18 protein-coding genes are annotated in these 19,301 nt (G+C 62.6%); 7 read left to right on the forward strand and 11 right to left on the reverse strand.

The features are described 5' to 3' along the window. Positions 1-203: 203 nt before the first annotated feature. From rbsK to AC1RUK_RS13440, 3 genes are read right to left on the reverse strand one after another with little or no spacing between them, the layout of a single operon-like run. Positions 204-1,133: a ribokinase gene (gene rbsK / locus AC1RUK_RS13430; RefSeq protein WP_481835234.1), complete on the reverse strand. Its 930-nt coding sequence runs from the start codon at positions 1,131-1,133 to the stop codon at positions 204-206. A gap of 4 nt (positions 1,134-1,137) precedes the next feature. Next, entirely contained in the window at positions 1,138-1,590 is a 453-nt protein-coding gene (locus AC1RUK_RS13435) for an RbsD/FucU family protein (RefSeq protein WP_481835233.1), read from the reverse strand. A 30-nt stretch (positions 1,591-1,620) separates the two neighbouring features. Next, positions 1,621-2,679, reverse strand: a complete 1,059-nt coding sequence (locus tag AC1RUK_RS13440; protein WP_481839513.1) for an ABC transporter ATP-binding protein — start codon at positions 2,677-2,679, stop codon at positions 1,621-1,623. Between the two features lie 315 nt (positions 2,680-2,994). Here AC1RUK_RS13440 and AC1RUK_RS13445 point away from each other — a divergent pair, with 315 nt between their 5' ends. The 3 genes from AC1RUK_RS13445 (at position 2,995) to AC1RUK_RS13455 (ending at position 6,782) form a co-directional block, all read left to right on the forward strand. Beyond that, positions 2,995-4,659, forward strand: coding sequence for an ABC transporter substrate-binding protein (locus AC1RUK_RS13445; protein WP_481835232.1), 1,665 nt, complete (start codon positions 2,995-2,997; stop codon positions 4,657-4,659). A 70-nt stretch (positions 4,660-4,729) separates the two neighbouring features. Next, entirely contained in the window at positions 4,730-5,851 is a 1,122-nt protein-coding gene (locus AC1RUK_RS13450; protein ID WP_481835231.1) for a carbohydrate ABC transporter permease, read from the forward strand. A 13-nt stretch (positions 5,852-5,864) separates the two neighbouring features. Continuing rightward, positions 5,865-6,782, forward strand: coding sequence for a carbohydrate ABC transporter permease (locus AC1RUK_RS13455; protein ID WP_481835230.1), 918 nt, complete (start codon positions 5,865-5,867; stop codon positions 6,780-6,782). Between the two features lie 50 nt (positions 6,783-6,832). Here AC1RUK_RS13455 and AC1RUK_RS13460 read toward each other — a convergent pair whose 3' ends face one another. Together AC1RUK_RS13460 and hxlB are read right to left on the reverse strand one after the other, a co-directional pair. Beyond that, on the reverse strand, positions 6,833-7,576 hold the full coding sequence (locus AC1RUK_RS13460) for a creatininase family protein (protein ID WP_481835229.1): 744 nt from the start codon (positions 7,574-7,576) through the stop codon (positions 6,833-6,835). A 4-nt stretch (positions 7,577-7,580) separates the two neighbouring features. Next, on the reverse strand, positions 7,581-8,147 hold the full coding sequence (gene hxlB / locus AC1RUK_RS13465; protein WP_481835228.1) for a 6-phospho-3-hexuloisomerase: 567 nt from the start codon (positions 8,145-8,147) through the stop codon (positions 7,581-7,583). A 187-nt stretch (positions 8,148-8,334) separates the two neighbouring features. Between hxlB and AC1RUK_RS13470 the strand changes: the two genes are divergently transcribed. After that, entirely contained in the window at positions 8,335-9,357 is a 1,023-nt protein-coding gene (locus tag AC1RUK_RS13470) for an aldo/keto reductase (protein WP_481835227.1), read from the forward strand. A gap of 92 nt (positions 9,358-9,449) precedes the next feature. Here AC1RUK_RS13470 and AC1RUK_RS13475 read toward each other — a convergent pair whose 3' ends face one another. The 4 genes from AC1RUK_RS13475 to AC1RUK_RS13490 form a co-directional block, all read right to left on the reverse strand. Beyond that, positions 9,450-9,722, reverse strand: coding sequence for an HU family DNA-binding protein (locus AC1RUK_RS13475; protein ID WP_006201846.1), 273 nt, complete (start codon positions 9,720-9,722; stop codon positions 9,450-9,452). 196 nt (positions 9,723-9,918) lie between these two features. Continuing rightward, the gene (gene lon, locus AC1RUK_RS13480) at positions 9,919-12,330 is read right to left on the reverse strand and encodes an endopeptidase La (protein WP_481835226.1); all 2,412 of its coding nucleotides are present in this window, start codon (positions 12,328-12,330) and stop codon (positions 9,919-9,921) included. 274 nt (positions 12,331-12,604) lie between these two features. Beyond that, the gene (clpX, locus tag AC1RUK_RS13485; RefSeq protein WP_120015555.1) at positions 12,605-13,879 is read right to left on the reverse strand and encodes an ATP-dependent Clp protease ATP-binding subunit ClpX; all 1,275 of its coding nucleotides are present in this window, start codon (positions 13,877-13,879) and stop codon (positions 12,605-12,607) included. A 295-nt stretch (positions 13,880-14,174) separates the two neighbouring features. Beyond that, entirely contained in the window at positions 14,175-14,804 is a 630-nt protein-coding gene (locus tag AC1RUK_RS13490; RefSeq protein ID WP_436174634.1) for an ATP-dependent Clp protease proteolytic subunit, read from the reverse strand. 297 nt (positions 14,805-15,101) lie between these two features. On the opposite strand from AC1RUK_RS13490, the gene AC1RUK_RS13495 reads away from it, so the two are divergent. Beyond that, positions 15,102-15,695 carry a hypothetical protein gene (locus AC1RUK_RS13495; RefSeq protein ID WP_481835225.1) on the forward strand — a complete coding sequence of 198 codons (594 nt, stop codon included), beginning with the start codon at positions 15,102-15,104 and terminating at the stop codon, positions 15,693-15,695. Here the strand turns inward: AC1RUK_RS13495 and AC1RUK_RS13500 are convergent. Beyond that, positions 15,692-16,795 (reverse strand): NAD(P)/FAD-dependent oxidoreductase, encoded by a 1,104-nt coding sequence (locus tag AC1RUK_RS13500; RefSeq protein ID WP_481835224.1) that lies wholly within the window; start codon positions 16,793-16,795, stop codon positions 15,692-15,694. The two genes, AC1RUK_RS13495 and AC1RUK_RS13500, sit on opposite strands and share 4 nt — an antisense overlap. Before the next feature lie 105 nt (positions 16,796-16,900). Between AC1RUK_RS13500 and AC1RUK_RS13505 the strand changes: the two genes are divergently transcribed. Together AC1RUK_RS13505 and AC1RUK_RS13510 are read left to right on the forward strand one after the other, a co-directional pair. Then, positions 16,901-18,148 carry a cytochrome P450 gene (locus tag AC1RUK_RS13505; RefSeq protein ID WP_481835223.1) on the forward strand — a complete coding sequence of 416 codons (1,248 nt, stop codon included), beginning with the start codon at positions 16,901-16,903 and terminating at the stop codon, positions 18,146-18,148. Continuing rightward, on the forward strand, positions 18,117-18,836 hold the full coding sequence (locus tag AC1RUK_RS13510) for a transporter substrate-binding domain-containing protein (protein WP_481835222.1): 720 nt from the start codon (positions 18,117-18,119) through the stop codon (positions 18,834-18,836). Before AC1RUK_RS13505 ends, AC1RUK_RS13510 begins: the two co-directional genes overlap by 32 nt. Before the next feature lie 112 nt (positions 18,837-18,948). Here the strand turns inward: AC1RUK_RS13510 and AC1RUK_RS13515 are convergent, their stop codons facing one another. After that, positions 18,949-19,299 carry a cupin domain-containing protein gene (locus AC1RUK_RS13515; protein ID WP_481835221.1) on the reverse strand — a complete coding sequence of 117 codons (351 nt, stop codon included), beginning with the start codon at positions 19,297-19,299 and terminating at the stop codon, positions 18,949-18,951. Positions 19,300-19,301: the final 2 nt, after the last annotated feature.

Consider the following 19,301-nt stretch of genomic DNA (forward strand, 5'->3'; position numbering starts at 1 on the left):
CCCGGCATTGCTGACAATGCAATTGCCGCGCCAGACCCAGTGGCCCATTACGGGACACCTATGGCAATGGCGCAAGACCAGACTGCCGATTAACATTACCTGTGGCTAATATGCCACCCTGGTCGAGCGGCAAGGCATCCCGCGCCAATTCGGCTGCCTCGATGCCTATTGACCCGGCGGACGATCGAGACTGGTGATCGAGTTCAACCCCTCGCCAGCAACGCCTCGACCTCCTGCAGCGTCGGCATCGATGGCGCGGTGCCGGGTCGGGTCACGGAAATGCCGGCGACGGCGCAGGCGAAGCGCACCGCTTGTAGCGGCTCGACGCCCTTCGCCAATGCGGCGGCGAGGCCGCCATTGAAGGCATCGCCGGCACCTGTGGTTTCTACCACCGGGCCGGCATTGACCGCGCCGACATGGTCGGAACGGCTGGCCGTGTGCAGCAGCGCGCCTTTTTCGCCAAGCGTGATGATCACCGCGCCGACGCCCTTTTTGAGCAGACTGTCGGCGGCACGGCGGGCATCGTCGACCGACAAGACCTTGATGCCGGTCAGTTCCTCAGCCTCGGTCTCGTTGGGCGTGACATAGTCGCAGAGCGTGTAGATGCGGTCAGGCAGGCTTGCTGCCGGCGCCGGGTTGAGGATCGTCGTCACCCCTGCCCCGCGCGCGATCTCGAGTGCGCTCAGCGCCGCCTCGATCGGCTGTTCGAGTTGGGTGACGAAAACGCCCGCCGAGCCGATCAGATCGGCATGGGCCTCGATGTCGTCGGGCGAGATCAGCATGGCCGCACCGGGGCTGACGATGATGGCGTTGTTGCCGGTCGCTTCCTCGACGAAGATGTAGGCGGCACCCGTATAGCTATCGGGCGTATCGATGACGGCGCTCTTCACACCGGCCTCTTTCCAGGTCCCTTTGGCCATGTCGGCAAAAGCATCGACGCCGAGGCGCGTCAGGAAGGTTATGTCGGCGCCGAGCCGGCCGGCCGCGACTGCCTGGTTCGAACCCTTGCCGCCAGGGCCGAGCTTGAACGAGTCGCCGAGGATCGTCTCGCCCATGCGCGGCTGGCGATCGGCGCGATAGGCGGTGTCGGCGACGAAGACACCAAGGATGACGACAGGCTTGCCGGCCGCCATGTCGCTACTCCGCATCCGGCGGAACGACGCCCTTGCGGAAGGCAAAGCAGCCATAGAAGCGGCGCTCGCCGGACTGGATGACGCAATAGGCTTTCTTGGCGCGTTCGTAGAAGGCATAGCGCTCGACCGAGATCATCGGCCACGCCTTGCCCTCGGCAGCGTCGATCTCCTTTTGCACTTCCTTCTGCACGGGCGGGACCTCGTCCGGCTTGCCGACGATCTCCATGCGCGCGGCGGCGTCATCGACGAAGGTGTCCAACGGATAGACCGACAGCACCGCTTTGGTCACGTCGGCAGCCGAAGCATCGATGCGCAGCAGCCGCCCAAGTGCTGTCTGGCGGGCCACGGAATCGGCCGGAAAATTGGTATCGCAGACGATCAGGTCGTCGCCGTGGCCCATCGCCCGCAGCGCCTGAAGCACATCGGCATTGAGCAGCGGATTGATCCCTTTGAGCATGGCATTCCTCGTGGAAAAGTCGGTTGGAAATCAGAGCCGCTTGCCGGTCTCTGCGTCGAAGAGGTGGACATGGTCGAGGCGCGGCCGCAGGTGCAGCGTGTCGCCCGGCTTGAAGTCGTGGCGCTCGCGAAATAGCGCCACCATCTCGCCCTCGCCGAAGCGCACGAAGACCAGGGTTTCCGAGCCTGTCGGCTCGACCACGGAAATCTTGGCGGCAACGCCGTCGGGATGGATTTCCAGGTGTTCGGGCCGTACGCCGTAGACGACGGCTTGCCCGTCCTGCGCGGCGCTGTTCGCGGAGATCGGGAACGGCGTGCCCGATATGTCGACCACCGGCTTGTCGCCCTTCCTCACGATGCCCTTCAGAAGGTTCATCGAGGGCGAGCCGATGAAGCCGGCGACGAACAGATTGGCCGGCCGGTCGAACAGCTCCAGCGGCGCGCCGATCTGCTCGATGCGGCCATCGCGCATCACCACGATCTTGTCGGCCATGGTCATGGCCTCGATCTGGTCGTGCGTGACATAGATGGTGGTGGTCTTCAGCCGCTGGTGCAGTTCCTTGATCTCGGTGCGCATCTGGACGCGCAGCTTGGCGTCGAGGTTGGACAGCGGCTCGTCGAACAGGAACACCTGCGGGTTGCGCACGATGGCGCGGCCCATGGCGACACGCTGGCGCTGGCCGCCCGACAGCTGGCGCGGATAGCGCTTGAGATAGGGCGCGAGGTCGAGGATGTCGGCCGCCCGCTTGACCCGCTCGGCGACGACGGCCGGATCTGTTTTGCGCAGCTTAAGCGCGAAGGCCATGTTCTGCTCGACCGTCTTGTGCGGATAGAGTGCGTAGTTCTGGAACACCATGGCAATGTCGCGCTTGGCCGGCGGCAAATTGTTGACGACGCGCTCGCCGATGGCGATCGTGCCGCCGGAGACGGTTTCCAGCCCGGCCACCATCCTGAGCAGCGTGGACTTGCCGCACCCCGAGGGACCGACCAGCACGACGAACTGGCCGTCGGCGATATCGACGCTGACGTCGTGCAGGACCTTGACGGTTCCGAACGCCTTGGCCACATTGCTGATCGCGACTTGAGCCATCATCCCCCCCTGGGGTTTTTGGGCCTGCAGGCCCTTCGTTTGCCGTGAAGCTAACCAACGCTGACGGCAAGGGCAAGTCAGTCTCTTATAGATAAAAAACCTATTGTCGTTGACACGGCAATCGGTTGTGCGAATAGTGAAGGCGTCAGGGTTCATGGCCCTCTTCCGCGCGTCGGCACACTTGTCCGGACATCGGAAGTCGACGCGTTACGGGAGGAAGCTGGGGCCATAATTTCCAGGAGTCGCGTCGTTGGGGAACACCGTTAGCGCTCCACCATCCGAAACTGTCACCATTGATCTTCTGGGAGGAACGAGATGAGAGTCAGCCTTTTCAACCAACTCATGCGCGCGGGTGCCAGTCGCCGCGATGTGCTGAAGGGAGCAGCTGGCATGGCTGCGCTGTCAGCGGCATCGGGCGTGGGTCTCGGCGCATTGACGCGTCCGGCTTTCGCGGCCGATGATCTGCGCGCGCAGTTGCTGCTGGTCCCCGGGGTCGGCAAGGGTCAACCGACCGACGCCGATTTCCAGAAGGTCGGAGAGATGTGTCTTGGCGCCACCAAGGCCAGTGTCAAGCAAGGCGAGTTTGCCGGTGTCGAACTCACCTTCATGGGTCTCAACAACCTGAACCTGCACAATGTGCTGTATCGCGGCTTCCTGAAGGCGTGGGAAGATTATACCGGAGCCAAATTCACCTGGATCGACCTGGCACAGGCCGATTACAGCGCCCGTCTGCAGCAGTCGATCGCCACCGGCACCGTCGACTTCGACGTCATCGAGATGGGTGCGCCCTTCGAAGGCGACGTTTGCGGCAAGGGGCTCGCCTCCGAGATGCCGGACTGGGTCAAGAAGCAAATCGATATGGACGATCTGGTGGCCTATCTGAAGCCGCCTGTCGGCACCTGGGATGGCAAGCAGTACCGCGTCACCGTCGACGGCGACGCGCACAATTTCAACTATCGCACCGATGTCTTCGCCGACAAGGGTCTCGCCGATGAGTGGAAGGCCGCTGGCAATACAACGCCCTGGGGTGTGCCGACCACCTGGCAGCAGGTGCAAGCCGTGACCAAGTTCCTCAAGGGCAAGAAATTCAACGGCCAGGACGTCTATGGCTATCTCGACGCGCCCAAGGGCTGGGGTGGCTTCGGTTTCTACTTCCTTGGCAGCCGCGCCACCGCCTATGCGAAGCATCCGGACGACAAGGCCTGGCTGTTCGACGCCGACACGATGAAGCCGCGCATCAACAATCCGGCCTGGGTGCGGGCCATCCAGGACGTGATCGATGCGCTGCCGTCGGAGCCGCCGGACCAGATCAACGCCGACCCCAACACGACAGGCTTCAGCCAGTTCCTCGGCGGCACGGGTTCGATGGTGACCTGGTGGGGCGATGTCGGCTCGAACGTCAAGACCAACGATACTTCGGTAGTCGGCGACGTCACCGGATTTTCGATCCTGCCCGGCTCTGACGATGTCTACAATTCCAAGACAGGCAAGTGGGACAAGCTCGCCAGCGGCCCGAACTTTTCGCCGAATTGCGCCTATATCGGTTGGGGCGTCTATGTCATGGCCCGCGTCGACAGCGACGAGAAGAAGAAGAAGGCGGCATGGTCCGCGGCCGCCCATCTCGGCGGCAAGGACCTGTCGCTCTGGTGCGCCGCGTATCCGTCGGGCTTCCAGCCCTACCGCAACAGCCATTTCAACATTCCGGAATGGGTGGCGGCGGGCTACGACGAGGCGTTCATCACCTCGTACCTCAAGTCGGAAGCCGACAGCTACAACCATCCGAACGCCGCCATCGAGCCGCGCATCCCCGGCATCTTCCAGTATTACAGCACCGCCGAGGACATCCTGGCCAACACCTTCGCCGGCAAGATGAAGGCGCAGGAAGGCGCCGACGCGATTGCCGCCGCCTGGGAGAAGCTGACCGACCAGATCGGCCGCGAGAACCAGATCAAGCTCTACAAGGCCTCGCTTGGCATGTAGCCTGATACTATAGTGAACCCTGACCGGCCTAAGGCCGGTCAGGGAGTTTTTTTGTAAACGGACGGGACGCGTGGCTGAACAGACCTTGCCCACCAATGCTTGGCCGGCAAACGGCGTTCCATCCGATCTGATCGCGCCGGGCCGCAAGCGGCTCGGCTTTGCCTTGATGGCCGCGGCGACACTCGGCCTGCTGGCCGTGATCGCGCTGCAGATCCTCTACAAGACGGAAGTCATCACACTCGGTTTCGAGACCTGGCGGCCGATCGTCTATGCCTATGTGTTGTGGGGCGTGGCGCTCGGCGCCGGCCAAGTGCTGACGCGTGGCGAAGACGGCCAGCGCGCGCTGTTCCTGCTGCCGGCGCTCTTGTTCACCATCGCCATGGTGATCTTCCCGACGCTGTTCGGCTTCTACATCGCGCTGACCGACTGGAACCTCAGTTCCTTCGCCGGCCGGAAATTCAACGGGCTCGACAATTTCTGGCAGATGCTGGGCGATCCCTACTACCGCAATGCGTTGCTCAACATGGTATTCTATGTGCTCGCCGTGCTGGTAGAGTACGTCATCGCCTTTGGCCTGGCACTGCTCCTCAGTGCCCAGATTCGGGCGCGAAAATTCTTCCGCGTCGCCTTCCTGATGCCACTGATGCTGTCGCCGGTCGCGGTGTCGTGGATGATCGGCAAGTCGCTGATGGAGTACCGCTTCGGTCCGGCGGCGACGCTGGCGCGCATTCTCGGCTGGGACAATCCCGCCTTCTTCTCCAACCCGATCACCGCGCGCATCTCGATCATGGTGCTGGATGCCTGGACCTTCATCCCGTTCATGATGATCATGCTGCTCGCCGGCCTGCAGGCAATGTCGCGCGAGGTGCTGGAGGCGGCGCGCGTCGACGGCGCCACGCCCTGGCAGACCTTCTGGCAGGTCATCTTCCCGCTGATGCTGCCGGTGTCGGTGACGGCGGTGATCCTGCGCATCATCTTCAAGCTGAAGCTGGCCGACATCATCATCACGGTCACCTCGGGCGGTCCCGGCGGCGCCACCGATTCAGTGTCGAGCTTCATCTACCGCGAGTACCGCGACCGTTCGAATGTCGGCTACGGCACCATGCTGGCCATGGCCTATCTCATCATCATCGTCGTGTTCGTGACCTGGCTGTTGAAGTTCGCCAACCGCTTCGTGCGCAATGTAAACTGAGCCGGCAGGTACCATGAGCGTCCAGACCACCGACTATGCCGCTTCCGAAATCCGCTCCCCGGCCGGCTTTATCGCCAACCGCGTCTTCATCTATGGCGCACTGGTGTTCTGGGCCTTCATCTGCCTGTTCCCGATCTACTGGACGATCACGACTTCGTTCAAGACAGCGGTCGACGTCACCCAGGGCCATCTGATCCCCTTCGTCGACTTCCAGCCGGACTGGAAAGGCTGGCGTTCGCTCGGCCTGTCGCCGGACTCGATCTTCCGGACCTCGACGGTACGCGACGAATTCCTCAAGCGCTTCATGAATTCGGTCATCACCTCGGTCGGCGCGTCGAGCCTGGCCATCATCATCGGCAGCCTCGCCGCCTATGGGCTGACCCGCTACCGCTATCACTTCGCCTGGTTCAAGAACGAGGACATCTCGTTCTTCTTCCTGTCGCAACTGATCCTGCCGCCGGTCGTGCTCGCGCTCCCCTTCCTCGTGCTCTACCGCGAAGTCGGCCTGCTCGACACGCGCGTCGGGCTGATCCTGCTCTACACGCTGATGGTGCTGCCGATCGTCATCTGGATCATGCGCGACCAGTTCAACTCGATCCCGGTCGAGCTGGAGGAAGCGGCACTCGTCGACGGCCTGTCGATCTGGGGCGCCTTCTTCCGCATCGTCATGCCGATCGCGCTGCCCGGCATGGTAGCCGCCTTCATCCTGGCGATGGTGCTGTGCTGGAACGAGTATTTCTTCGCTGCCCTTTTGACCTCGACCGACGCCAAGACCATTCCGGTCATGGTGGCCAGCCAGACCGGCTCGCAAGGCATCAACTGGTGGTCGATGGCGGCGCTCGCCACCGCAGCCATCACGCCGCTTGCCGTCATCGGCATCGCGCTGGAGCGCTACCTGATCATGGGCATGACAGCGGGTGCGGTGAAGTAGGCGGCGCTGTCTTCCTTCTCCGCCTGTGGGAGAAGCCGCGCTAGACCAGGCTAGGCCGACAGTATCGCCCGCAGATGATCAAGGATCATCGCAACACCCTGCTGCCCCAGTTCCACAGAAGCGTCCGGCGCCCTTGCCGTGTACCAGCCGGTGTTGTCGGCGAAATGGCCGGCGTCGACCGCTTCGGAGCAGTGCGCTAGCATCAGCGAGGTCTCGCCGATGCCGGCATGGTCGAACGGGTATTTTCCGTTCATCACCGCCGGCATCAGCGGATGCAATTGCACCCAGTTGAAGAAGTTGCCGCCCTCGGCGTGTTCGGCATAGTAGCCGGCCATCGCGTCCGAGCCCCACCAGCCTTCGCCGCGCTCTCTTTCGAGGAAGCGGAAGAGCGCCTGCCGACCGGCGGTCTTGAAGGCGAGATCGGTCGGCATGCCGGCGGCGAAATTCTCGGTCTGGTGGTGGATGATGGCGTGGATGTTGCGAAAGCCGATGCGCAGCAGGCCGTAGAACAGTCCCTCCGCGAACGGCGCCAGTTGATTGCCGCCGACCTGCACTGAACCGTTGCCTTCCGGCGGCACCACGGCATAGCTCGCCGCGCCATAATAGAAAGGCGGCAGGATGACGATGTCGGCTTCCTTTTCGAACAGCTCCAGCGTCTTGACGACGGCCAGCGTGTCCATGCCGACGGCCAGGTGCTCGCCATGGTATTCGAGCACGCCGAGCGGCAGCACCACCGGCCAGTTCTCTTCGATCACTCTGCGGATCTGGTGCGGCAGCATCAACTCATAGCGCATGCCCCTACTCCATATTGGTGTGGCGTGCGCGCATCGCTTCGGGCGAGGCGCCAGTCAGATCCTTGAGCTTCAGCACCATCACTTCGAAGAGCAGGAACAGCGCACCTTCGAACAGCGAACCCATGGGAAGCACCGAGGTCTTTGCCGTGCCCTGATCGCTGGCCATGGTCTGCGCCGGGATGAGCAAAGTGAAGTCGGCGCGCCTGTTCGCGCTGCTAGCCGCCTCGGCGGTGAGCAGCAGCACCGTGGCGCCCGCATCGCGGGCGACCTGCATCAGGGTCAGCACGGTCGTCGTCTCGCCCGGCCCGGAGCTGACCAGGAAGACATCGCCCTCGCCCAGCGGCGGCGTGGTCATGTCGCCGACCACCGACACCGGCAGGCCAAGGTGATAGAGCCGCATGGCGAAACCCTTGACCTGCAGCGCCTCGCGGCCACAGCCATAGACAGCGATTTTCCCCGCGCCGGCAAGCATGGCGCAAGCGGCATCGATCTGGCTCTCGTCGATCCGGGCAAGCACCTTGCCGAGTTCACCCAGTGCGGTGTCGAACAGGGTCGTGCCGATCCCGGTCATACGCGTTCCACCTGCTTGCGCGACCCGAAAAACGAGCGCGATCTCTTCTTCACGTTTCCCCCGAACAGCTTGTTTTTGTTCATGCTATCACCGCGAAAATGCGTGTCCAACGGCCCTCGGTGCTTTTGCTGTGCCACCGGCATGATAGTGTCATGTCAGACAAATCAGCCCGGGAAAATGGCAGGACATGAAGACACGGCATTTCGACCGCATCGGCAATGGCGGCATCGCCTTCACCGAACTCGGCTTCGGCACGGCGCCGCTCGGCAACCTCTACCGCGCAGTCTCCGACGAGGATGCCAACGCCACGCTGGAAGCGGCATGGCAGACCGGCTGCCGCTACTTCGACACCGCCCCGCTCTATGGGCTCGGCCTGTCGGAAACGCGGCTCAATCCGTTCCTGCGCGGCAAGAAGCGCGACGACTATGTGCTGTCGAGCAAGGTCGGGCGCCTGATGCGTGCCTGTCCGCCCGAACAGCGCACCGGCATCGGCAAATTCTTCGACACGCCGTCGCGCCAGGAGGTCTACGATTACAGCTATGACGGCGTCATGCGCTCCTTCGAGGCCTCGCTGGAGCGACTCGGCGTCGACCGCATCGACATCCTCTTTGTGCATGATGTCGACATCTTCACCCATGGCAGCAAGGCAGCCGCGGACCAGCGCATCGAGGAGTTCATGACCTCCGGCTATTACGGGCTGCTTTCGCTGCGCGACCAGGGCGCGATCAAGGCGTTCGGCGGCGGCATCAACGAATGGCAGGTCTGCCAGACGCTGGCCGAGCGCGGCGACTTCGACCTGTTCCTGCTTGCCGGGCGCTATACGCTGCTGGAACAGGAGGCGCTGGCCTCCTTCCTGCCGCTCTGCCAGAAACGCGGCATCGGCATCGTTCTCGGCGGCCCCTACAATTCCGGCATACTGGCGACGGGCCCGAAGCCCGGCGCCTATTACAACTACTCAGAGGCGCCGCAGGACGTCATGGACCGCGTCGCCCGCATCGAAGCCGTGTGCACGCGCCACGGCGTGCGCCTGATCGAGGCGGCGCTGCAGTTCCCGCTGCAGCATCCCTCGGTGGTGTCGGTGATCCCCGGCGGCCAGCGGCCGAGCGAGGTCGAAAGCAACCGCTCGCTGCTTGATGCCACGCTACCACCAGCGCTTTGGGCCGACCTCAAGCAGGAAGGCCTGATGCGCGCGGATGCGCCAACCGCATAAGGCGGCTTTCCTCTCGGCAGAGGCGGCCTCTATCAAAAGGCAAAAGAAAAGCCGGGCAAGCCCGGCTTTTCTGATCTCTAAAGAAAAAGGTCTTAGTTGACCGCGTCCTTGAGGCCCTTGCCGGCCGAAAACTTCGGCACGGTGCGCGCCGGAATCTTCACTTCCGCGCCGGTCTGCGGGTTGCGGCCGGTCGAAGCAGCGCGTTTTGACACGGTGAAATTTCCGAAGCCGACAAGCCGGACATCGCCGCCCTTCTTCAGTTCGCCAGTGATCACGGAAAACACCGCATCGACGGCAGACTGTGCGTCACCCTTCGAAATGCTTGCAGCGTCGGCGACAGCGGACACCAGTTCGTTCTTGTTCATCAAAATTCCCTTCCATGAGAAAACCGGAACACTCGACTCATCCGGCAGGAAACGGACTTTAGAAAGAAGCGTTCCTGCAACCAAGTCGAAAAAGCAGCAAAAGGTCGAAAAAAGCCCGGAATTCCGGGGTTTTTCACATGAAAAAGCCGGGCGCGAGGCCCGGCTTTCGTTTTGTGCGTTGCAACTTTAGCTGAAACTAATGCGCAAGCGACTTTCCGGCGTCGTCCGTCGTATCGGCGGCGGCCGGAGGATTGACCGGTTCGACCCACTCGATCGGCTCCGGCATGCGCACCAGCGCATGACGCAGCACCTCGCCGACGCGTGAGACCGGAATGATTTCCATGCCGTTCTTCACATTGTCCGGGATCTCAGCCAGGTCCTTGGCATTGTCTTCCGGGATCAGCACCTTCTTGATGCCGCCGCGCAGCGCGGCCAGCAGCTTCTCCTTCAGACCACCGATCGGCAGCACCCTGCCGCGCAGCGTGATCTCGCCGGTCATCGCGACATCGGCCTTGATCGGAATGCCGGTCAGGACGGAGATGATCGCGGTCGCCATCGCCACGCCGGCCGACGGCCCGTCCTTCGGGGTTGCCCCCTCAGGCACGTGGACGTGGATGTCGCGCTTGTCGAACAGCGGCGGCTCAATGCCGAAATCGATGGCCCGCGAGCGGACATAAGAGGCCGCCGCCGAGATCGATTCCTTCATCACGTCGCGCAAATTGCCAGTCACCGTCATGCGGCCCTTGCCGGGCATCATCACGCCTTCGACCGTCAGCAGTTCGCCGCCGACCTCCGTCCAGGCAAGACCGGTGACGACACCAACCTGATCGTCGGCCTCGACCTGGCCGAAGCGGAAGCGCGGAACACCGAGATAGTCGGCGAGATTGTCCGCCGTGATCTTCACCGTCTTCTTCTTCGTCTTCAGGATCTCGGTCACCGCCTTGCGCCCGAGCTTCATCAGCTCGCGCTCCAGGCTCCTGACGCCCGCTTCGCGGGTGTAGGTCTGGATGATGCCGCGGATCGCGTCCTCACTGACGGAGAACTCCTTCGGCTGCAGCGCGTGATCGCGGATCACCTTCGGCATCAGGTGCCGCTTGGCGATCTCGATCTTCTCGTCCTCGGTGTAGCCGGCGATACGGATGATCTCCATGCGGTCCATCAGGGGCGCAGGGATGTTCAGCGTGTTCGCCGTCGTCACGAACATCACGCTCGACAGGTCGTATTCGACCTCGAGGTAATGGTCCATGAACGTCGAGTTCTGCTCGGGATCGAGCACTTCGAGCAAGGCCGACGACGGATCGCCACGGAAATCCTGGCCCATCTTGTCGATCTCGTCGAGGAGGAAGAGCGGATTGGACTTCTTAGCCTTCTTCATCGACTGGATGACCTTGCCGGGCATCGAGCCGATATAGGTGCGCCGGTGGCCACGGATCTCGGCCTCGTCACGCACGCCGCCCAGCGCCATGCGGATGAACTCGCGGCCGGTCGCCTTGGCGATCGACTTGCCGAGCGAGGTCTTGCCGACGCCGGGAGGACCGACGAGGCACAGGATCGGCCCCTTCAGCTTCTTCTGGCGGCTCTGCACGGCGAGGTATTCGACGATGCGGTCCTTGACCTTGTCGAGGCCGAAATGGTCGGTGTCGAGCACATTCTGCGCGAAGGCCAGGTCATGCCTGACCTTCGAGTTCTTGCCCCACGGGATCGACAGGATCCAGTCGAGATAGTTGCGCACGACGGTCGATTCAGCCGACATCGGCGACATCGTCCGCAGCTTCTTCAATTCGGCTTCCGCCTTCTCGCGGGCTTCCTTGGAGAGCTTGGTTTTCTTGATGCGCGCCTCGATCTCGGCGGCCTCGTCGCGGCCGTCCTCACCTTCGCCGAGTTCCTTCTGGATCGCCTTCATCTGCTCGTTGAGGTAGTACTCGCGCTGGGTCTTCTCCATCTGGCGCTTGACGCGCGAGCGGATGCGCTTCTCCACCTGCAGGACGGAGATTTCGGCTTCCATGAAGCCCATCGCCTTTTCCAGCCGCTCCTTGACGGAAAGCGTGGCCAGCATCTCCTGCTTCTCGGGGATCTTGATGGCGAGATGCGAGGCGACGGTGTCGGCGAGCTTGGAATAATCGTCGATCTGGCTGGCGGCGCCAACCACTTCGGGCGAGATCTTCTTGTTCAGCTTGACGTAGTTCTCGAAGTCGGTGACGACCGAGCGGGCCAGCGCCTCGATCTCGACCTCTTCCTCTTCCGGCTCGACCAGCGCCGAAGCACGGGCCTCATGGAAGTCGGGACGGTCGGTGAACGACACGATTTTCGCGCGCGAGGCGCCTTCGACCAGCACCTTCACGGTGCCGTCGGGAAGCTTCAGCAATTGCAGCACGTTGGCGAGCGTGCCGATATCGAAGATGGCATCGGGCTCGGGATCGTCGTCTGCGGCGTTCATCTGGGTCGCAAGCAGGATCTGCTTTTCCTGACCCATCACCTCTTCCAGCGCCTTGATCGACTTTTCGCGCCCGACAAAGAGCGGAACGATCATGTGCGGGAACACCACGATGTCGCGCAGCGGGAGGACCGCGAAGACGCCGTCGCTGGGAGCCTTTGATAATTTGGCCATTGTCCAACCTTTCATGTCGCGGCCACCGATCGGCCAACCGCGAATCTCATATTAACGACCGGGGATCGTTCCGCCTACCACCGTTTGTGACGGGAGTTTTACAGCACAGAATTCGGCACCACGGCCTTCTGCTGTTAGTTGGATGCCCGAGGGGCAAAGATCAAGGGTTAACACTGGCTGGTCCATCCGATCCCTCGTTGCGCGGCATGAAACGGCTGCCACAGCAAAACGGCGCCTCGCGGGCGCCGTTTCAAAATCCTGTTCAAGGCTCACGTCAGGCGCTGACGTTGCCCTTCTTTTCCTTCTGTTCGGAATAGATGTAGAGCGGCCTGGCATTGCCGGACACCACCTCTTCCGAAATAACCACTTCGCGCACGCCTTCCAGCGCCGGCAGTTCGAACATGGTGTCGAGCAGGATGGCTTCCATGATCGAGCGCAGGCCACGCGCGCCGGTCTTGCGCTCGATGGCGCGCTTGGCGATCGCCGACAGTGCGTTCTCGTGGAAGGTCAGGTCGACATTCTCCATCTCGAACAGCCGCTGGTACTGCTTGACCAGCGCGTTCTTCGGCTCGGTCAGGATCTGGATCAGCGCCGGCTCGTCGAGGTCTTCCAGCGTCGCCAGGACCGGCAGACGGCCGACAAACTCGGGAATGAGACCGAACTTCAGCAGATCCTCGGGCTCGACCAGGCGGAAAACGTCGCCGGTGCGGCGATCCTCGGGCGAAGCGACGATGGCGCCGAAGCCGATCGAGGTTTTTCTGCCGCGATCCGAGATGATCTTGTCCAGCCCGGCGAAAGCGCCGCCGCAGATGAACAGGATGTTGGCGGTGTCGACCTGCAGGAATTCCTGCTGCGGATGCTTCCTGCCGCCCTGCGGCGGCACGGAGGCGACGGTGCCTTCCATGATCTTCAGCAGCGCCTGCTGCACGCCCTCGCCCGACACGTCGCGGGTGATCGAGGGGTTGTCGGACTTGCGCGAGATCTTGTCGATCTCGTCGATGTAGACGATGCCGCGCTGGGCGCGCTCGACATTGTAGTCGGCCGACTGCAACAGCTTCAGGATGATGTTTTCGACGTCCTCGCCGACGTAGCCGGCCTCGGTCAGCGTCGTCGCATCGGCCATGGTGAAGGGCACGTCGATGATGCGGGCCAGCGTCTGCGCCAGCAGCGTCTTGCCGCAACCGGTCGGGCCGATCAAAAGGATGTTGGACTTCGCCAACTCGACGTCGTTGTTCTTGCCGGCATGCGCGAGGCGCTTGTAGTGGTTGTGGACGGCCACCGACAGCACGCGCTTGGCGTAGGGTTGGCCGATGACATAGTCATCGAGGACCTTGAGGATCTCCTGCGGTGTCGGCACGCCCTCGCGCGACTTCACCATCGAGGTCTTGTTCTCCTCGCGGATGATGTCCATGCAGAGTTCGACGCACTCGTCGCAGATGAAGACCGTCGGACCGGCGATCAGCTTGCGCACTTCGTGCTGGCTTTTGCCGCAAAACGAGCAATAGAGCGTGTTCTTGGAATCGCCGCCGTTGCTGCCGACCTTGCTCATTTTCCAGTCCTTTCATGGCCGCCCGCCGATGGTCTGGCTGAAAGGGCGCATATTCAATCTATCGCGGGAATTCGCCGCCGCCAGTGTCCCAGCTCACACAACGTATTCCGAACGAAACACAAATCAGAAAACGTCGCAATGATTCGCACAAACCCCACGCAAAGCTAAGCCGTCGAAAATCAACATAGCCTTAACGTAGGCAATCCCAACCGTCGAGGGAACAGCCAATTGTGGCCGAAATGCCGCAAACCGCGCCAAAAGCGCGTTATCCCCGCCATCCAGCTGCCATTGCGGCTTATGCGGCAACGCCTTCGACCGGTTCGCGCGACGAAATGACCTTGTCGATGAGACCGAAATCCTTGGCCTCGTCGGCGGTCATGAAATGGTCGCGGTCGAGCGTCTTTTCGATCTCGTCGTAGCTCTTGCCGGTGTGCTTGACATAGACCTCGTTGAGACGGCGCTTCAGCTTGATGATGTCCTGGGCGTGGCGCTCGATGTCGGACGCCTGGCCCTGGAAGCCGCCGGAAGGCTGGTGAACCATGATGCGGGCGTTCGGCGTGGCAAAGCGCATGTCCTTGTGGCCGGCGCAGAGCAGCAGCGAGCCCATCGAAGCAGCCTGGCCGATGCACAGCGTCGACACCGCCGGCTTGATGAACTGCATGGTGTCGTAGATCGCCATGCCCGAGGTGACGACGCCGCCCGGCGAATTGATGTAGAGGTTGATTTCCTTCTTCGGGTTCTCGGCCTCGAGGAACAAAAGCTGTGCACAAACCAGCGTCGCCATGCCGTCCTCGACCGGGCCGGTGATGAAGATGATGCGCTCTTTCAGCAGGCGCGAGAAAATGTCGTAGGCCCGCTCGCCGCGATTGGTCTGTTCGACCACCATCGGAACGAGGTTCATGTAGGTTTCGACGGGGTTCTTCATGACTATCCCTTTTTGGAGATGGGATTCCGGCGCCGGGAGATGAGCAAGTCGGGCAGAATCGGTTCTTGACGGTTACATTGTAAATAGGATGCCGGCTCACCCTAGCGCAAGGCCGCCCCTCCTAACCATCTGGTTAAGTCGAATCAAGCGTTGAGCGCAAGGAATTGCGGCCGGCGCCCGGTAGCAATTCCTTAACCGCGCCGCTTAACGAAACGCGGCAAAAACACTTCCCCGCGATGCGCCTTCCGATACACTTCTGCGTTGAACTGTACCACGAGTTCGCGAAGGGGGAGTGTCATGATCCAGAAAAGCCCTGCATCGCTCGCCGTTGCCGGCCTCGCAATTCTTGCCACGGCGTCCGAAACCGCGGCCGGCGGCCGTGCGCTTGAATGTTACGAACCGGAGCACAGGCCGGCCCTCTACGACACCGTCTATGAGGACGTGATGGTGAGCCCAGGCGGGCAACTGGTCGCCTACGATCCGCCAATCTACGGCACGCGCGAGAGCGTGGAGCAGATCGCGCCGCCTCGCGTCACCTATGAGGTCGTGCCGGCCATCACGCGTACCATCTACCACACGGTCAAGGTCAACGATGGCGGCTATGCCTGGGAGTGGCGCGTCATCGACGGCCGCAAGGTGCTGTGCAAGGTCTGGCGCAAGGCGCGATATGCGCACGTTGCCGAAACGGTGGTCGTCGAGCCCGAGCGCACGCGGCGCGTGGTCCTTCCGGCTGAATATGAAAGCGTCGCCCGAGAAGTACTGGTGCGGCCGGAACGACGCCGCATCACCGAGATTGCACCTTCATACCAGAGGGTAGCGCGCCGGGTGCTGGTGCAAGAAGGCTCCACCAAGTGGCGGCGCGTGCATATTGCGCGGCACTGCCAGGATTAGGCCACCTCCGCCCGCAGCCAGCGTTTCAGGCCGGCAATGTCGCCATCGCCGACTGCCGCCGCAACTCGCCGGCCAACCGCCGCGCCGAATTTGTAGCCATGGCCGGAGCAGGCCGAGACGACCACGCATTTGCCCTTCTCATGCGCCAAGAACTTCTCGTCGGCGGTGAAGGTGTAGGCGCAGGTGACGACCTCGGTCACCTTGTATTCCTCGATGCGGGCGATGGGCGGCGAGAACAGGTGGCGGATCGCCTCCCCTTCGCCCGGCACCGGCTCACGGTTCCAGTCGGCGTCGCTGGTCGGCACCTTGTGCAGGCCGGAGCCGAATTTCATCCCGGCGCCGCGGCTGGGCGGGATCATGTAGCCGTCGGTCGTGCCGCCGACATCGAGGACGACGGGGGCCGCCTCCCAGGCAGCCATCAGATCCGCCGGCGGTTCGACATAGGCGAGTGCGTTGCGGTACGTCTTCAGTTCGCCGCCGAGTTCCGGAAACAGTTTCAGCACCCAGGCACCGGCCGCGACGACAATGCGCGCGGCCTGCATGGTCTCGCCTGAGGCCAACACGATGCGGCCGGCCTCGGCGTCGACCTCCGTCACCTTGCTGTGCTCATAGACATTGGCGCCGTTCTCGCGCAGCCACTTGGCGAGACCGGAAGCGATCCTGCGAGAATGCAAGGCGCCGCCTTCGGTCGAGAAATAGGCGTAGCGGAACGTGCCGGGTTCGAGGAACGGCCAGCGCTCGACCGCGGCGTCGGGCTCGAACAATTCGAACGGAAAATTCCCCTCTTCCAGCCCTTCGCGATATTCTTCGGCCTCGTCGCCCGGCTCGCGCGAGATGCAGAGAAAGCCTCTGGGATCGAGATGGTTTTCGCCGAGATCGCCCCACATCTCGTCCCAGGCCTCATAGGCTTCGGTGATCAGCCGACCGTAACCGGTTCCGGCGCGATAGGCACGGCGGATGATGCGGTGGTGATCGCCGGATGCGGCGAGCGGATTGGGGATCGGCCCCTGCTCGACGATCGAGACGCTGTGGCCGGCCTTGACCAGCGACCATGCCGTCGAAAGCCCGCCAATGCCCGCACCGACCACAATCACGTTCATCGAAACCATCCTTCCGCAGCCGCTTCTTCTGGCTCAATACATTGGGTTGCCGGGCGCCAACATACGGTCTGGCAGCGGGCAGGCAAGGCGCGCTAATCATCTGGCATGACCGAATTGATGCCTTCCTATCTCGCATTTGATCCAGCCAGCCGCCGCCTGCGGCTCGACCCGCATGAGCCGGCGTTCTTCCAGAATCCATACGAGGCCTATGCCTTCCTGCATGGCGCATCGAGCGCCTTCTTGTGGGAGGATTACGGCTTCTGGTGTTTCGGCTGCTTCGACGACGTCAACCGGCTGCTGCGCGACCGCCGGTTTGGCCGCCAGAACCCGGCCGGCATTCCTGACAGCCGCGGTGTCGGCGCGGACCGCTCGCATCTCGCCGCCTTCGACGGCATCGAGGCCAATTCGATGCTGGAGCTCGAGCCGCCGGTCCACACCAAGCTGCGGACACTGGTCAACCGCGCTTTCGTCTCGCGCCAGGTCGAGCGGCTCAGGCCGCGCGTCGAGGCTTTAGCCAACGAATTGATCGACCGGTTCGAGCCTGATGGGGTCGACCTGCTGCCGTCCTTCGCTTCGCCCTTGCTGATCACCATCATTGCCGAAATGCTCGGCGTGCCGGTCGCGATGGGGCCGCAGCTGCTCGACTGGTCGCACCAGATGGTCGCCATGTACATGCATGGCCGCACGCGCGAGATCGAGGAGACGGCCAATCGAGCCGCGCGCGACTTTTCCGACTTCCTGCGCAGCTATATCACCGAGCGGCGCAAGCAGCCGGGCGATGACCTGTTGTCGCTGTTGATCGCGGCGCAGGAGGACGGCCAAAAACTGTCGGAGGACGAGCTGGTCTCGTCGGCCATCCTGCTGCTCAATGCCGGCCATGAGGCGACCGTGCACCAGACCGGCAATGCCGTGCGTTCGATCCTGGCGCAAGGCGGTGACCCCAGCCGTTTCTTCCCGTCGCCGGAGGCGACTGCGGCAACAGTCGAGGAATGCCTGCGCTTCGACGCGCCGCTGCACATGTTCCTGCGCTATGCCTATGAGGAGATCGAGGCCGGACCCGGGATCGTGCTCAAGCCCGGGGACAAAATCGCGCTGCTGCTCGGCATGGCCAATCACGATCCCCTGGCCTTTGCCGAACCCGCTGCTTTCCGGCCCGGACGCAGGGACCAGAAGAACGTCTCGTTCGGCGCCGGCATCCATTTCTGCATCGGTGCGCCTCTGGCGAGGTTGGAATTGCAGGTGTCGCTGAAAACCCTGTTCGAGCGACTGCCGCAACTCCATCTTGCGGAGGAGCCGCGCTTCCGCGACACCTTTCATTTCCATGGGCTGGATAGGCTCGCGGTGGCTTTCTGACCAGCGACAGGACCAGATGATTGAGACATTGAGATTCGCGTTCCTGCAGGAACCGCCCTTCTGCTTCACAGACACTTCTGGAAACCTGCGCGGCTGCGACGCCATGCTCGTCGAGAGGATTTGCCAGCGGTTGGAGTCGGAGACCTTTTCGCCCGTCGAGACCGAATTCGCTGAATTGCTGCCCGGATTGGCCCGGGACCGGTGGGACATGACGACCGGCCTGTTCATTTCGGACGAACGGTTGAAGCTCGTCGACTTCACTCGGCCGATCTGGATGCTGTCGGACGGGCTTCTGGTCGCCAAGGGCAATCCGCGCGCATTCGACGGCTATCAATCCGTTGCCGCAGACCAGGCCACTCTGATCGGCGTCATATCAGGCCAGATCCAGCATCAAACGGCCCTGCAAAACGGTGTTCCGCCCGAGCGTATCAGGATCTTTGACACGCAGGCCGAAGCGGCTGACGCTGTGGCGGCCGGTGTAGTGCATGCCTATGCCAGCGTCGCTATGGCACATCGCGGCTATCTGGGCAGGCACCCCGAGGCAGCTCTCGCGGTCATCGACGTTCCGGCAGTGGAAAAGCAACCGGCGGCCGGCGCTTTTGCGCTGGCCAAGGGCAATGCGGAGCTGCTTCAAGGCATCGATTCCTGTCTTGGCCAGCGCTGGGAAGCACATGGCATCGGGAGATGATGAGCGAATACGGATTTTCCGATGCCGACATCGATCGCCTGTGATCCGGCCGACCTTGTTGTTTGACCATGATCTTTACCGAAAACCGGTCTCCACTTTTCGGGATCATGGTCTAAAGCTTGATCACATATTCCTTGCGAGTGGTTTCAAGCACTTCCCAACTGCCCTTGAAGCCGGGCCGGAGCACGAAGCTGTCGCCGGCCCTGACGGTGCGCGCCTCGCCGCCCTCCTCGGAGATCACCGAGACGCCTGACAGGATGTGGCAGAACTCCCACTCGTCATAGACGATGCGCCATTTGCCCGGGGTCGATTCCCAGATGCCGGCATAAATGCCGCCGTCGCGTTCCTCGACATTCCAGGTGCGGAATCGAGGAGCGCCCGAAATCAGGCGATCCGGCGCCGGCGCGCCGGCTTCCGGCTCGACGCTGTCGATATCGACGGACAGAAAGTTCGGCGCGGTCATGA

This window comes from Mesorhizobium monacense (genome assembly GCF_056781675.1).

What these genes read in the sequence shown, in the direction of transcription:
- rbsK (WP_481835234.1), bottom strand. Translation starts at nt 1,133, where the DNA reads ATGGCGGCCGGCAAGCCTGTCGTCATCCTTGGTGTCTTCGTCGCCGAC.
- AC1RUK_RS13435 (WP_481835233.1), bottom strand. Translation starts at nt 1,590, where the DNA reads ATGCTCAAAGGGATCAATCCGCTGCTCAATGCCGATGTGCTTCAGGCG.
- AC1RUK_RS13440 (WP_481839513.1), bottom strand. Translation starts at nt 2,679, where the DNA reads ATGGCTCAAGTCGCGATCAGCAATGTGGCCAAGGCGTTCGGAACCGTC.
- AC1RUK_RS13445 (WP_481835232.1), top strand. Translation starts at nt 2,995, where the DNA reads ATGAGAGTCAGCCTTTTCAACCAACTCATGCGCGCGGGTGCCAGTCGC.
- AC1RUK_RS13455 (WP_481835230.1), top strand. Translation starts at nt 5,865, where the DNA reads ATGAGCGTCCAGACCACCGACTATGCCGCTTCCGAAATCCGCTCCCCG.
- AC1RUK_RS13460 (WP_481835229.1), bottom strand. Translation starts at nt 7,576, where the DNA reads ATGCGCTATGAGTTGATGCTGCCGCACCAGATCCGCAGAGTGATCGAA.
- hxlB (WP_481835228.1), bottom strand. Translation starts at nt 8,147, where the DNA reads ATGACCGGGATCGGCACGACCCTGTTCGACACCGCACTGGGTGAACTC.
- AC1RUK_RS13470 (WP_481835227.1), top strand. Translation starts at nt 8,335, where the DNA reads ATGAAGACACGGCATTTCGACCGCATCGGCAATGGCGGCATCGCCTTC.
- AC1RUK_RS13475 (WP_006201846.1), bottom strand. Translation starts at nt 9,722, where the DNA reads ATGAACAAGAACGAACTGGTGTCCGCTGTCGCCGACGCTGCAAGCATT.
- lon (WP_481835226.1), bottom strand. Translation starts at nt 12,330, where the DNA reads ATGGCCAAATTATCAAAGGCTCCCAGCGACGGCGTCTTCGCGGTCCTC.
- clpX (WP_120015555.1), bottom strand. Translation starts at nt 13,879, where the DNA reads ATGAGCAAGGTCGGCAGCAACGGCGGCGATTCCAAGAACACGCTCTAT.
- AC1RUK_RS13490 (WP_436174634.1), bottom strand. Translation starts at nt 14,804, where the DNA reads ATGAAGAACCCCGTCGAAACCTACATGAACCTCGTTCCGATGGTGGTC.
- AC1RUK_RS13495 (WP_481835225.1), top strand. Translation starts at nt 15,102, where the DNA reads ATGATCCAGAAAAGCCCTGCATCGCTCGCCGTTGCCGGCCTCGCAATT.
- AC1RUK_RS13500 (WP_481835224.1), bottom strand. Translation starts at nt 16,795, where the DNA reads ATGAACGTGATTGTGGTCGGTGCGGGCATTGGCGGGCTTTCGACGGCA.
- AC1RUK_RS13505 (WP_481835223.1), top strand. Translation starts at nt 16,901, where the DNA reads ATGACCGAATTGATGCCTTCCTATCTCGCATTTGATCCAGCCAGCCGC.
- AC1RUK_RS13510 (WP_481835222.1), top strand. Translation starts at nt 18,117, where the DNA reads ATGGGCTGGATAGGCTCGCGGTGGCTTTCTGACCAGCGACAGGACCAG.
- AC1RUK_RS13515 (WP_481835221.1), bottom strand. Translation starts at nt 19,299, where the DNA reads ATGACCGCGCCGAACTTTCTGTCCGTCGATATCGACAGCGTCGAGCCG.